Genomic DNA, 13,880 nt, shown 5'->3' on the forward strand with positions numbered 1-13,880 from the left:
CGAACATCATGCCCAGTCTAGATCAAGCCGCGATCATTCGGGCTCTCGCAACTGTGTTGCCTGCAGGGGGTGGACACGTTCCGTTGCACGAGCCCAGCTTCAAGGGCAACGAATGGTCATACGTGAAGGAGTGCCTCGATACCGGGTGGGTGTCCTCGGTGGGAAAATTCGTCGACCGTTTCGAACAGGAACTGGCAACTTATACCGGGGTGAAACAAGCCGTTGCGGTGGTCAACGGGACGGCGGCCTTGCATGTCTGCCTCAGGCTGGTCGGCGTGGAGCCGGGCGACGAGGTGCTGGTTCCGACCCTGACCTTCATTGCCACGGCCAATGCGGTCAGTTATTGCGGGGCGATCCCGCACTTTGTGGACAGCGACGAAGCCACCCTGGGGATGGATCCGGAAAAACTCGATCTGTACCTGAAGGAAACCACCGAGATGCGGGACGGAGGGTGTTTCAATAAAAGAACCGGACGGCGCATCAGGGCTGCCCTGCCGATGCACACCTTCGGGCATCCGGTCGATCTTGACCGGCTGGTGGAAGTTTGCAACCGTTACCGGCTGGAACTGGTCGAGGATGCCGCAGAATCATTGGGCTCGTACTACAGGGGCAGGCATACGGGGAACTTGGGCAGGGTTTCCGCATTGAGCTTCAATGGCAACAAGGTCATCACGACAGGCGGCGGCGGCGCGATACTGACCAACGACCCGGAACTCGGCAAACTGGCAAAGCACCTGACGACAACGGCCAGAGTGCCGCACAAGTGGTCGTTCATCCATGACCGGATCGGCTACAACTATCGCCTGCCGAACATCAACGCCGCCCTCGGTTGTGCGCAGCTGGAGGAATTGCCGGGCTTCATCCGCAGCAAACGGGCGCTGGCGGAAAAATACCGCCAGGCATTCCTGGGTATCGCGGGTGTCCGGTTCTTCACGGAACCCGGTTTCGCGCAAAGCAATTACTGGCTGAATGCACTGCTTCTGGACAAGGATGCTGCGGATCAGCGTGACCTGTTGCTGGAAGCGACCAATAGCCAGGGGATCATGACGCGCCCCGTGTGGACGCTGATGCACAAGCTGGAAATGTACAAAACCTGCCCGGCGATGGACGACCTGAAGGTTGCCGGGGACCTCGAACGGCGCTTGATCAACATTCCCAGCAGCCCGGGCCTGGCGACTGGCGGACCGGACGGGATGAGAACATGACCACGGTCGCCATTCATCAACCGCAGTACCTGCCATGGCTCCCCTGGTTCGCCAAGGCGGCTGCGAGCGACATCTTCGTATATCTCGACAATGTCCAGTACCAGAAGAACGGGGTGCAGAATCGCAACCAGATCAAATCCGCCAGCGGGCCGATATGGCTGACCGTACCGGTCAGGGCGAGCACGGACATGGAGATCCGCTCGGTGCCGATTGACGGCAATCACTGGGTGGCCAAACACCAGAAATCGCTATCGATGAATTACGCCAAGGCCCCTTTTGCGCATTTGTTGAAGGACGAGATATTTCCCATTCTGGCAAAAGAATGGCCGAACCTGGCGGACCTCAATATCGCGCTGACGGAATGGATGTTCGACTATATGGGCGTGCAAGCGCGGCGCATCCGCGCTTCGGAATTGCAGGCGACGGGCAACAAGCAGGACCTGGTGATCAATATCTGCAAGGAATTGGGAGCCTGCCGGTATCTTTCGGGCAATGGGGCAAGCGCATATCAGAATGAAGCGGATTTCAAGGCGCAAGGGGTGGAACTGCAGTATTTCCATTTTGAGATGCCTGAATATCCGCAACAACATCCCGGCCTTGGCTTTGTTCCGGGGCTGTCGGCCATCGACGTGTTGCTGAATACAGGGCCGGAGACCGGGGCTTTCCTGAAAGGGAGAGCGACGTGATCCCGCATTCCTGCAGCCATATAGAGGACGCGGACTTGCATGCTGTCGAGGCGGTGATGCGGAGCAATTTCGTCGGTTACGGGCGGGCGAGCCATGCCCTCGAAGAATGGTACAAAGAACGTACAGGACGTAAATATGCCTTTGCGGTGCAGTCCGGAACGCAAGCGTTGACCCTGGCGTTATCGTCACTCTCATTGCCTGCCGGCAGCCGTGTCGGATTGCCCGTACTGACATGCAGATCAGTCCGGTCGGCGATACTGGCAAACGGCCTGACGCCCGCACTGGCGGATGTCGATATTGACGACCTGACCATTGCCATACCGGGAACGGCGGCAGACTGGGCATCCATGGTGGTGCCGCATGCTTATGGTGCTCCGTGCGATCTGGACAGGGCTGCCGCATTGGGGATCCCCTGGATCGAGGATTGCGCCACATCGCCGGCAACCACATGGAAGGATTTGCCTGTGGGTCGTTGCGGCACGTTGAGTATCTTTTCCTTCAATGGCACAAAATACGTCACGGGCGGGTGCGGTGGCATGGTGCTCACCGACCGGGAAGACTGCGCTGAAAGGATTGAGAACCTGCTGTCGGGAGAGGGCGGCGATAACCATCAATGCCTGACGGCAGTCGGGCGCATGCCGGCACTCAATGCTGCCTTGGCGCTGGCCCAATCCGAACGCATGAATGATTTTCTCGCGTATCGTCGCAGCCTTGCCGCCATCTATGATGATTGCCTGTCCTCCGGTCCGGATCATGGCCTTCATCTGCCTTCCCGTGGCAAATCGCACAGCTATTATCGTTATGTGGTCAGACTGCCCTTCCGCGCGTCATTTGCTGCGGCTTGTCTGCGTGCTGCCGGTATCGACGCGCGCGTTTCAGTCAATGACTGGCTGGATGGTGGCGAAAAGGACGCCAGCGGGAATGCGGGCCGCTTTCCTGCCGCAGACGCCTGGCGGGAGAGCCTGCTGTCTTTGCCGATCCACATGCAGGTGTCCGGCGAAATGGCGCGGCAAATCAGCGGCACGCTGGCAACGTGTCTCGCACAACATGGATCAGGGGGTGCATCCGTATGAAAACTTCACTCAAAGACGTCCAGCGATTCTGGGACGAGCGCGCCCGGTCGGGCAGCAACGATTGCTACAGGGTGGACAGCAGCCGCCGGACGCAATTGATGCGTTTTCTTGCTTTTGCGCAACTGGCACGGCTGGAAGGATCGTCGATACTGGATATTGGATGCGGTACCGGAGATTTCTTCGAATTCCTGAAACACCAGGAGATCCATGCCGATTACACCGGGTTCGACATTTCCCCTGCCATGGTGGAGCGATGCCAGGAGCGATTCCCCGATGCCAGGTTCGTTTCAGGCGACTTCCTTGCGTGGATGCCGAACCGGACTTTTGATTACACTGTCGCCATTGCGATCCATAACATCAAGGCAGAGGGTGCGAGGGATATTCTGGAGGCAACACTGCGCAGGCAGTTCGAATTGTCCGACAAAGCGGCGCACATGAGCATCCTCTCGAACCGGTACGAGGGGTTCGACAGCCATATTCAGGCATGGGATCCGATGGAGATACTTGAATTGGCCCAGTCGATCACGCCCTATGTGGTTTTCCGGCACGACTATCTGCCGCACGATTTCAGCCTGACGCTGTTCAGGGCGCCGACGATAGATTGCTGGCTGGGCAAACAATCGTCCAATCCGGAAGGGTGAACCAGTTGAAAAAAATCCATTTCGTTTCGGGGGCGCGTTCGGAGTTCGACATTCTTTCGCCGGTCATCCGGCGTTGTGCGGACTTCGGCCTGGATGCGCGGGTGGTTCTTTGCGCCGCCCAACTATCGCCTTTCCATGGGCTGGGCATCGAGCAGATCCGCGCCCAGGGGTATCGGGTTGAGGGCGCCATCGAATCCCTGCTGGCCAGCGAATCGGACAGCGGTCGTGCGCTGTCCTTTGCCAATGTCATCGAGGGCCTTGTGCGGTTTCTTTCGCAGAACCGCCCCGACATGATCTGCGTTGCCGGTGATCGTGAAGAAGCGCTCGCCGCCGCTCTGGCGGGCAACTTCCTCGGCATCCATGTGGCGCATCTCTTTGGCGGCGACCGCTGCATCGCCTCGGATATCGACGAAGTCTTCCGTCCGGCGATCTCCAAGCTGGCGCATTTTCATTTTACGGCGACCGAAGGACATCGCGAGCGGTTGATCCGCATGGGCGAACATCCGGAAAACATCTGGACCGTCGGCGGAACCGGCCTCGACGGCCTGGCCGGTCTGGGCAATATGACGGACGAGGAACTGAACAGCCATTTCGGTGCGGACATCACCCAGCCATTCTTCCTTGTGATCCATCACCCTACGCCGACGTTCGGGGTTGAAGGCACCGAGCGCGAAATGCTTTCAGTCTTGCAGGGCGTGCTTGGAACAGGCGCCAGGGTGTTCTGCAGCTACCCGAACTTCGATCCGGGCAACATGGGCATGCGCCGGGCCATCGACGCCATGGCTGAAGCGAACCCCAGCCAACTGGTGCGTTACCATAACCTGCCGCGCGAGGTGTTTGCGGCGCTTTACCGCCGGGCTGCGGGCATTGTCGGCAATTCGTCGTCGATCATCATCGAGGCGGGTTTCCTCAAGAAGCCAGGGATTCTCTGCGGGCCACGGCAGGACCTGAGGGAACGGGGAGGCAATGTGATACGCGTGGATAGCGATGATGTCCCGGCGATCACGGCAGCATGCCGGCGCGCGCTGGGAGACGCGGACTTCCTGGAATCGGTCGCCCGTTCCGGCTCCCTGTACGGCGACGGCCATGCGGGCGAACGGGTGGCCCGCATCCTGGGCACGGTCCCGCTGACCGGGGAGATCCTGAGGAAAACCAATGCATATTGAGAGCGATCGGGGGAGACAGTGAAAAAGATATTGGTAGTCGCCGTTCATCCGGATGACGAGACGCTGGGATGCGGCGGGACATTGCTGCGCCATCGTGCCGCCGGTGACGAGATCCATTGGCTGATCGTCACGGAAGCGGGAAACGATGCGTTAAGGCAGCGCCGCACCGGACAGATCGGGCAGGTCGGGCAGGCATATGGTTTCGCGGGCATCCATACCCTCGGCTTTCCCACCACGCGTCTGGACCAGTTGGAGACCGGCGTGCTGGTGGGGGGCATTGCCAAGATTGTGGAGGCGGTGGCACCGGAAATCATCTATCTGCCCTTCGCTTACGACATCCATTCCGACCATCGTCTCGTTTTCGAGGCGGCATACAGTTGCACCAAGGTGTTCCGTTACCCATCGGTGCGGCGCGTGCTGATGATGGAAACGCCATCCGAAACCGATTTTTCCCCGGCCCTGCCCGGACAAGGGTTCACGCCCAATGTCTTCGTGGATATTGCCGATCACTTCGACAAAAAAATGGCCATCGCCGGTATTTATGGAGACGAGATGGGAGCGCATCCGTTCCCGCGCAGTCTTGAAGGGATGCGCGCACTCGCCACGGTGCGCGGCGCTGCGGCGGGTTGCAAATATGCCGAGGCATTCATGCTGCTCAAGGAGATCAGGTGAGGACGAATATGGAGAAACTCGATCTTTCATCCGGCCTGTTTGTCATCGCCGAGGCCGGGGTGAACCACAACGGGTCGTTTGAAACCGCCTGTGCGCTTGCCGATGCAGCCAGGGCAGCCGGCGCCGATGCGGTCAAGTTCCAGACTTTCCGGGCTGAAACGCTGGCAACCGCCGCTTCGCCCAAGGCGGAATATCAGCAGCGCACCACCGGCGCCGCGGATAGCCAGTTCGAGATGCTGCGCCGGCTGGAACTCTCGCATGCGGATTTCATCGCGCTGGACCGCTATTGCCGCGATATCGGCATCATGTTCCTGTCCACGCCGTTCGACCCGGCAAGCCTGGATTTTCTGGTGGATGAACTGAAGGTCCCGCTCCTGAAATTCTCCTCGGGTGACATCACCAACGCGCCGTTCCTGTTGCAGGGCGCGCGCTCGGGCAAGCCCATCATCCTGTCCACCGGGATGTCGACACTGGCCGAGGTGGAGGAGGCACTTGGCGTGCTTGCATTCGGCTATGGCACCACCCCGGATTCGAAGCCCGGAAGGGAGGCGTTCAATTCCGCTTATTGGCGGGATGCGGACCACTCCGTTCTGGCGGACAGAGTGTGCCTCCTGCATTGCGTGACCGAATATCCGACGCCGCTCGAAGAGGTCAATATGCGGGCGATGATCACGCTTGCAGAGGCATTCGGCCTGCCGGTCGGGTTTTCGGACCACACCATGGGGATCGGGGTGTCTGTGGCGGCGGTCGCATTGGGCGGTTGCGTGATCGAAAAACATCTGACCCTGGATCGTGCGGCGCATGGGCCGGATCATGCGGCATCGCTCGAGCCGAAAGACTTCCGGAGCATGGTGGACGCGATGCGCGAGGCGGCCGCCTGCCTCGGATCGTCGCGCAAACTTCCCGCTCCCTGCGAACGGAAGAATTTGCATATCGGACGCCGTAGCCTGGTGGCACGGACGGCCATCGCCTCGGGCGAAAAATTCACCCCGGAAAACATTGCCGTAAAACGTCCAGGCGGAGGCCGCCCGCCGATTGATTACTGGGATTTGCTGGGACTGCGCGCGGCGCGTGACTATCAGCCGGACGAGCCGATCTGATCATGGGACGGCCAATTCTGATCCTTGGTGCAGGCGGTCATGCCCGCGTGGTTGCGAATCTGCTGATGGGCCGGAACCTGCGCATCACCGGATTCCTCGACCCGGATGCCTCGCTCTGGGGCGGGGATTGGCACGGGATAGCGGTGCTGGGAGGAGACGAGAAACTGGCCGATTATCCTCCGGCTGCGCATGACCTGGTGAATGGCATCGGATCGGTCGGGAGCGCGGGATTGCGCCGCGCCATATTCGAGAGATATAGAACGGCCGGGTACCGGTTCCCCGGCCTTGTGCACGCGACCGCGACCGTGGCAGTGGACGTCGAACAGGGCGAAGGCAGCCAGATCATGGCGGGCGCCATCATCCAGACGGGATGCCATATCGGCCTGAATGCGGTGATCAATACCGGCGCCATCGTGGACCATGATTGCCGCATCGGCGATCACGTACATATTGCTCCCGGTGCGACGCTTTCTGGCGGTGTCCGGGTCGGGGAGAATACCCACATCGGCACGGGTGCAACCGTGATCCAGGGAATCAGGATCGGCAGTGATTGCCTTGTCGCGGCCGGCGCGGTGGTGGTTCGTGATGTGCCCGATGGTTCGACAGTGGCCGGCGTGCCGGCGAAAGAAGGATTGGATCGAAAATGATCGCATGGAAAGAGATACTGGTTTCGCCGGGGGCGCCCATACGGGAAGCCATAGAGGTGCTAGATAGAAGCGCGAAGCAGATCGTTCTGGTCGTCGGGGAGAACAATCATCTGGCAGGGACGGTCACGGATGGCGATATCCGCCGGGGCATCCTGAAGGGGGTGTCGCTGGACGAACCCACGCTGAACATCATGAATGCCCACCCGACCGTTGCCAGGGCCGATGAAGGCAGGGAGGCGATGCTGGCCGCGATGCAGCGCAAGGGGCTGCATCATTTGCCGGTCGTGGATGAGAACAATTGTGTGACGGGGCTGGAAACGCTGGAAGATCTGATCCATCCGCCCATCAGGGAGAACCGTGTGGTGCTGATGGCGGGCGGATTGGGCAGCCGCTTGAGCCCCTTGACGGATGCTTGTCCCAAACCGATGCTCAAGATAGGCGGCAAGCCGTTGCTGGAGACCATCCTGGAAAACTTCATCGAATATGGTTTCCACCGGTTCTACATCTCGGTCAATTACATGGCCGATGTCGTCAAGGCGCACTTTGGGGACGGCTCGCGCTGGGGCGTGGATATCGCCTATCTGCACGAAGACCAGCGACTGGGGACGGCAGGCGCCTTGAGCCTGCTCCCGGAAAAGCCGGCGGAAGCCCTGCTGGTGATGAACGGCGATCTGCTGACCAAGGTGAATTTCAAGCAGTTGCTCGATTTCCATTCGGCACACCATGCGCAGGCAACCATGTGCGTACGCGAATACGATTTTCAGGTGCCGTACGGCGTGGTCAAGATCGATGCGCACCGCATCACGGCCATTGATGAAAAACCGGTCCAGCGGTTCTTCGTCAATGCCGGGATCTACGTGCTGGAGCCGGAAGCGCTGGCCCTGATCGCGGCAAACACTTACTTCGATATGCCGACGATGTTCGAGAGGTTGATCGGGTTGAAAAAAGAGACGGCCGTGTTCCCGATCCGCGAATACTGGCTCGATATCGGGCAATTGGCCGATTTTGACCGCGCCAACGGCGAATACCGGGACATCTTTTCATGAAAGCGCTGGTTATCGGATACGGTTCCATCGGTGCGCGGCATGCGCGGTTGCTGACCGAGCTCGGCTGTGAAACGGCAGTGGTCAGCAAACGCGACGTGGCGTTCCCGGCCGTGTTCCACGACCTCGCTACCGCGCTTAAGGTGCATGCCCCGGGGTATGTGGTCGTTGCCAACGAAACGAGCCGGCATCAGGACACTCTGGAGGCCCTGGTTGAACATGATCACCGGGGAGTGGTGCTGGTCGAGAAGCCGCTCTTCAATCATTGCGTGAAGTTGCCCCAACACCATTTCAGCCGCATCTTCGTTGCCTACAATCTGAGATTCCATCCGGCCATTCAGCGGCTGAAATCCCTGCTGGAAGGCCAGCGCGTTTTGTCCGCGCTGGCGTATGTCGGGCAATACCTTCCCGAGTGGCGTCCCGCGACGGATTATCGAACCTGCTATTCGGCAAGTGCCGAACAGGGCGGCGGCGTCCTCAGGGATCTGAGCCACGAGCTGGATTACCTGCTGTGGATGCTGGGGAAATGGGAAAAGGTGGCCGCGGTCGGCGGGCACTTCAGCCATCTCGAGATCAGCAGCGATGACATATGCGCCCTTTCAATGGCGACCGATTCATGCCCGGCCATCAATTTGCAGATGAATTATCTGGACCGTGCCGGGCGCCGCTTCATTCTGGTGAATACGGACGATCACACCATCGAGGTGGATATCGTCAAGGGAATGATTACGGTCGACCGGGAAAGCGATTCATTCGTGATCGAGCGGGATTCCACTTACCGCGCGATGCACCAGGCCGTGATCTCGGGTGACGAGCGGCATCTTTGCTCGCTGGAGGATGGCAACGAGATCATGCGGCTGGTCGAGGCGATCGAACATTCGGCGGAGAAGGGAACATGGGTAAGGCGATGAAACGAATTTGCACAATATGCGCGCGCGGCGGTTCCAAAGGGGTCAAGGGCAAGAATATCCGCGCGCTTCACGGCAGACCGCTTATTGCCTATAGCATCGAGCAGGCCAAGGCATCGGGACTGTTCGACGTGATTGCGGTCAGCAGCGATTCCGACCTGATCCTCGGCGCTGCCGGGGAATGCGGTGTCGATTTCCTGGTAAAAAGGCCGGATGAGATGGCCACCGACCAGGCGGGCAAGATGCCGGCCATCCGCCACTGCGTGCAAGAAGTGGAGAGACTGACGGGCAAGACGTTCGAGATCATGGTCGATCTGGACGCCACCTCGCCGCTACGCTCAATCGAAGACATAAAGAACGCGGTCGCCATGCTTGAGGAAAGCGGCGCGGGGAACCTGATCACCGCGATGCCGGCGCGGCGCTCGCCCTATTTCAACCTTGTGGAACAGGGTACCGACGGGGGGGTCGTGCTATCGAAGCCGCTGAAGACCCCGGTTCTCAGAAGGCAGGACGCGCCCAAGTGTTATGACATGAATGCCTCGATCTACATATGGAGGCGCGCGGCCTTCTTTTCGGAAGGCTCGGTTTTCAACAGCGACACCCGGCTGTATGTCATGCCGGAGGAGCGTTCCATCGATATAGATTCCGAGCTGGATTTCAGGTTCGTGGAGTTCCTCATGACACACAATCAAAGCTCCGGTCGAAGCGAATGATGAAGTTGTCAGAGATAAAAGACAGGATCGAATTCTGGAAGGACGCCGACAGGCTCGGGCCGGACATTCCCTATACGCACTGGCGATTGCATTTCAAGTCGACCATGCTTGCCTTGTGCAGGGATAAATTCAGCCATTTTGGCGAGGGCGCGGAATTCCGGCCGGGCGCGTATGCGATATGTTGCTCGAAGATCAGTCTGGGAAGGCGCGTGATCATCCGCCCCGGGAGCATGCTGTTCGCCGATTCGCGTGCAAACGATGCGTCCATCGTTATCGGGGACGATGTCATGCTTGGCTCGGGGGTACACATCTATGTTCACAACCACCGGTTCGACGATCCCGACAAGCCGATCATTGACCAGGGATTCCACGCATCGAAACCGGTCGTGCTGAAAAAAGGTTGCTGGGTGGGCGCCAATACGACCGTGTTGCCGGGGGTGACGATAGGAGAAAATGCTGTTGTCGGCGCGGGCAGCGTGGTGACGAAAGATGTGCCCGACAGGACGGTGGCCGTCGGCAATCCGGCAAGGGTTGTGCGAAAGATTGGCAAGGTTTAAGCCGGCTTGCCAAATCTGCCCACGAACCATGCATGACTAAAAGACCTTGAACCCGACTACCATCAAATCGCGATTTCTGGTTTCCGTTGTCGCCAATGCCCTCCGTGCATCGCTGACATTGCTGACCGGGATCCTGCTTGCGCGGGGACTCGACCCGTCCGGGTACGGCGATCTGGCATTCCTGCTGGGCAGCTTCGTCGCGGTTCGCGCATTGTTGAACATGGGCAGTTCAAGCGCGTTCTACACTTTCCTTTCGCAGCGCGCCCGCGAACGCAGGTTCTACCTGTTCTATTTTTCCTGGCTGGCATTGCAGTTCGTCATCACGCTGTCGCTTGTTGCCTTGATCATCCCTCATGGCCTGTTCGAGAAGATCTGGCTGGGCCACTCTCGCGGGATCGTCCTGCTGGCATTTGTCGCGGTGTTCATGCAACAGCAGGTCTGGCAGATGGTGGGCCAAATAGGTGAGTCGGCCAGAAAGACGGTCAGGGTGCAATTGCTCAATACGGCGGTGGCAGTTGCATACCTTATGACGATCGGTTCGCTGTGGCTGTCCGGCGGCTTGAGTGTGGAAAGGGTGTTGTGGGCGATCATCTGCCTGTATGCGGTTGCAACGGCCCTGAGTTACCGGTTCCTGAGGGAGCAGAATGCTGGGCAAGCCGAAGGGAGCGCAACCTATGGGCAGATGTTTGATGAGTATTGGCATTATTGCAAGCCCCTGATAGGTTTTGCGGTAGTGAGCTTCCTGTATGCCTTCGCAGACAAATGGATGTTGCAGAAATTCGGCGGGGCAACGCAGCAGGGGTATTTCCAGATCGCATCGCAATTTGCCCAGGTCAGCCTGCTGGCGACGGTTTCCATTCTGAATATCTTCTGGAAAGAAATCGCCGAGGCCAAATCCAGAGGGGAGCGCGAGCGTGTCGGCGCCCTGTATAAAAAGGTGAATCGCGGGTTGGTCATGCTGAGCGCGGTCATCGCCGGGTTATTGCTGCCATGGTCGAAACAGATCGTGGCGCTCTTGCTGGGCCCCGCCTATGTCGAGGCGTGGCCGGTACTGGCGATCATGTTCCTGTATCCGATACATCAGTCCATGGGGCAGATCGGCGGCACCATGCTGATGGCCAGCAGCGACACGCGCAGGTATGTCGCCTTGAGCACCGCCATCATGCTGGGTTCCCTGCCGCTTTCCTATTTCGCAATGGCTCCGACTTCCGGCATGCTGATTCCGGGCCTGGGTCTGGGGGCGATCGGCATGGCCTGTTACATGGTGCTTTCCAGCGTCATCGCGGTCAACATCCAGGCATGGGTCATTGCGCGTAGCGGCGGATGGGAATTCGACTGGCGATATCAGGCAGTCGGCATCCCGTTGATGCTTGGATTGGGGTATGCGGCCAAAATGGTTGTCGGGCTGATATGGAATATTGACGATGCAGGCTGGGTGGGGTTGGTCATCCCAGGCTTCTTCGCATGTGTCGTCTACGGGATTTCGGTGCTGTCGGTGGTGCGGCGATATCCGTGGCTGATGGGCATGGAAAAAGACGAGTTGCGTGGTCTGTGGAACAGGATGATGGAAGGGGCGCGGCATGCAAAGGCCTGACCCGGGGAAAATGTACCGGCATATCCTGATCCTGGAGTCCGGGAGCTGGTGGGAGAACGGCAAGGCGTCGTTCGATCCGGCGAGTGATGTGGTCTTGACCTATGATCTGGGGCTGAAGCGGGAAGTCGAGGCAATCGGAGGGCGGGCCTTTTATGTCGACCACCTTGTCGATAACCTTGTCATGCAGGAGAACAATTTCCTGGTCTACCAGTTCTTCCGCGAATGGCATCGGGATGCGGGTGGCGCGGATATCTTCGAATACCGCGGCGTTCCTTTTGGCTTTTCATTCCGTCTGGAGATATGGAACGACCTTGTGTTCTATGCGCGTACCAGGATTTGCCTGGAGACTTTGCGCAGCCTCCGTTTTGAAAAGCTGCTTGTCGGTACGGAACTCGGATTGATCGAGTCGGTGCTGGATGAAATGGGGCTGCCTTTCACGCGCGTTCCGGAATCAGGCGCGAAGGATCGGAATGCCTATTACTTCCCTATCCATCGCTGGATGGATGAAAAAGTCCGTTATCAGGGGATCGGGGGCGTCAAATATCTGCTCAGGGACATGGCCGGCACACTGCAGGGCATCCTGATGTCATGGATCGATCTGTTGACCGGGCAGGTGAACGGCAAGCCGGCGATCTTCGTCCAGGAATATCACCCGACCCGGAAATTGGTGCAGCGGTTGCAGCAGGATTCCAGGGTGCGTCTGGTGCTGGCTTCCTTTTCAAGAAGCAAGGGGTGGTTCAGGTATGTCCCGGTGTGGGGCAGCCTGAGGAAGTATCAGGGCATCGGCCTTGCCATGATGCGTGAATTCCACTCGAGACGAAGTGCCAGGCTGGTCCTGACCAGCGGCACGGACATCGCCGACGGGCTTTACCGGATTTTTGAGAGGCGCATTTCGAACCGGATAGCGGAATCCCTGCGCACCCTGGATTGCGTGATGCGTTATCTGGACCGGAACCCGGTCAGGCTGGAGGTGTTGATCGCCAACATCGGCCACGTTGCGCCGCTGATGGATTGCGTTTGCAAGAGTCGCAACATCCCCAGTTACCTCATCATCAACGGCATGCTGGGGAACGATTTTCTGGATGAAGGCAAATACGCCACGGTGATCAACAGTTATTCCGTCAGCATCAGGGAGCATTACTTCCGCGGCATGGACAATATCGTCTGTCTCGGCGACCCGCGCATGGATGATTATGTCCGGATGCGGGTCGATGGACGCTCGGTCAACCGGGACGAGCCGACGGTGACGATAGGCGCATCGGGACATAACAACATGGACCTGAACTCCTACCTGGCGGTGGAATTCGAGTTCCTGCACGATGTGCTGCAGGGTTTGCGCATCGCCAAGGAGCGGGATGCCCGTTTGCGCATCGTGATCAAGGTCAGGGCGAACGGTTACCGATGGCAATACGAGGCTTTTGCGAAGGAGTATTTCCCGGGGTTGGTGGACGAGATAGTGGATAACGTTCCCATGAGCAGCGTTCTGGAAAAGACCGACTTCTTCATCTCCATCTATTCGCAGACACTCTTCGAAGCGTCCTGTCTCGGGATACCATGCCTTTACTATAAAAAGGACAACGAGATCATCGATCCGCCCTTCGACGGGCGATCGGAGCTTGTGACGGTCGGGACGGTTGAGGGGCTGGTTGAGGCATTTGCGGATTTCCGTGCCGGTCACGAACGTTATAATGCCTTCCTTGCGCGGGAGGTGATGGAGAAGTATATCGGGCCTCTTGACGGGGGTAATCTGGAAAGGAACCTGGATTTTGTTTACGGGATGCTGGAGAAGCGCCAGACGGAGATGGAACAGTGAGTTCATGTGTGCAGTCGTTTAAAAGCGCCCTTCGATGGTTCCTTTTGCGCAGGAGGTTCCCG

14 protein-coding genes are annotated in these 13,880 nt (G+C 58.8%); all 14 read left to right on the forward strand.

Annotated elements, in window-relative coordinates:
• Positions 1–8 precede the first annotated feature (8 nt).
• The 14 genes from IPM27_08080 to IPM27_08145 are packed head-to-tail and all read left to right on the forward strand — an operon-like array spanning position 9 to position 13,818.
• Complete coding sequence (locus IPM27_08080; GenBank protein ID MBK9161508.1) at positions 9–1,205, forward strand: LegC family aminotransferase; 1,197 nt, start codon at positions 9–11, stop codon at positions 1,203–1,205.
• On the forward strand, positions 1,202–1,891 hold the full coding sequence (locus tag IPM27_08085) for a WbqC family protein (protein ID MBK9161509.1): 690 nt from the start codon (positions 1,202–1,204) through the stop codon (positions 1,889–1,891). Before IPM27_08080 ends, IPM27_08085 begins: the two co-directional genes overlap by 4 nt.
• Positions 1,888–2,964 carry a DegT/DnrJ/EryC1/StrS aminotransferase family protein gene (locus IPM27_08090; GenBank protein MBK9161510.1) on the forward strand — a complete coding sequence of 359 codons (1,077 nt, stop codon included), beginning with the start codon at positions 1,888–1,890 and terminating at the stop codon, positions 2,962–2,964. The genes IPM27_08085 and IPM27_08090 overlap by 4 nt, the downstream gene beginning before the upstream one ends.
• Positions 2,961–3,605, forward strand: coding sequence for a class I SAM-dependent methyltransferase (locus tag IPM27_08095; GenBank protein MBK9161511.1), 645 nt, complete (start codon positions 2,961–2,963; stop codon positions 3,603–3,605). Before IPM27_08090 ends, IPM27_08095 begins: the two co-directional genes overlap by 4 nt.
• 5 nt (positions 3,606–3,610) lie before the next feature.
• Positions 3,611–4,771: a UDP-N-acetylglucosamine 2-epimerase (hydrolyzing) gene (gene neuC / locus IPM27_08100; GenBank protein ID MBK9161512.1), complete on the forward strand. Its 1,161-nt coding sequence runs from the start codon at positions 3,611–3,613 to the stop codon at positions 4,769–4,771.
• 18 nt (positions 4,772–4,789) lie between these two features.
• Entirely contained in the window at positions 4,790–5,443 is a 654-nt protein-coding gene (locus IPM27_08105; GenBank protein ID MBK9161513.1) for a PIG-L family deacetylase, read from the forward strand.
• A gap of 8 nt (positions 5,444–5,451) precedes the next feature.
• The gene (gene neuB / locus IPM27_08110) at positions 5,452–6,543 is read left to right on the forward strand and encodes an N-acetylneuraminate synthase (protein ID MBK9161514.1); all 1,092 of its coding nucleotides are present in this window, start codon (positions 5,452–5,454) and stop codon (positions 6,541–6,543) included.
• Between the two features lie 2 nt (positions 6,544–6,545).
• On the forward strand, positions 6,546–7,190 hold the full coding sequence (locus IPM27_08115) for an acetyltransferase (protein MBK9161515.1): 645 nt from the start codon (positions 6,546–6,548) through the stop codon (positions 7,188–7,190).
• On the forward strand, positions 7,187–8,236 hold the full coding sequence (locus IPM27_08120; protein ID MBK9161516.1) for a nucleotidyltransferase family protein: 1,050 nt from the start codon (positions 7,187–7,189) through the stop codon (positions 8,234–8,236). The genes IPM27_08115 and IPM27_08120 overlap by 4 nt, the downstream gene beginning before the upstream one ends.
• Complete coding sequence (locus IPM27_08125; GenBank protein ID MBK9161517.1) at positions 8,233–9,144, forward strand: Gfo/Idh/MocA family oxidoreductase; 912 nt, start codon at positions 8,233–8,235, stop codon at positions 9,142–9,144. The genes IPM27_08120 and IPM27_08125 overlap by 4 nt, the downstream gene beginning before the upstream one ends.
• Positions 9,129–9,854, forward strand: a complete 726-nt coding sequence (locus IPM27_08130; GenBank protein ID MBK9161518.1) for an acylneuraminate cytidylyltransferase family protein — start codon at positions 9,129–9,131, stop codon at positions 9,852–9,854. The genes IPM27_08125 and IPM27_08130 overlap by 16 nt, the downstream gene beginning before the upstream one ends.
• Positions 9,854–10,411, forward strand: a complete 558-nt coding sequence (locus IPM27_08135; GenBank protein ID MBK9161519.1) for an acyltransferase — start codon at positions 9,854–9,856, stop codon at positions 10,409–10,411. The genes IPM27_08130 and IPM27_08135 overlap by 1 nt, the downstream gene beginning before the upstream one ends.
• A 46-nt stretch (positions 10,412–10,457) precedes the next feature.
• Entirely contained in the window at positions 10,458–12,005 is a 1,548-nt protein-coding gene (locus IPM27_08140) for a lipopolysaccharide biosynthesis protein (protein ID MBK9161520.1), read from the forward strand.
• On the forward strand, positions 11,992–13,818 hold the full coding sequence (locus IPM27_08145; GenBank protein ID MBK9161521.1) for a hypothetical protein: 1,827 nt from the start codon (positions 11,992–11,994) through the stop codon (positions 13,816–13,818). The genes IPM27_08140 and IPM27_08145 overlap by 14 nt, the downstream gene beginning before the upstream one ends.
• Positions 13,819–13,880 lie beyond the last annotated feature (62 nt).

The organism is Nitrosomonadales bacterium, from assembly GCA_016716325.1.
Lineage (GTDB): Bacteria > Pseudomonadota > Gammaproteobacteria > Burkholderiales > Gallionellaceae > Gallionella.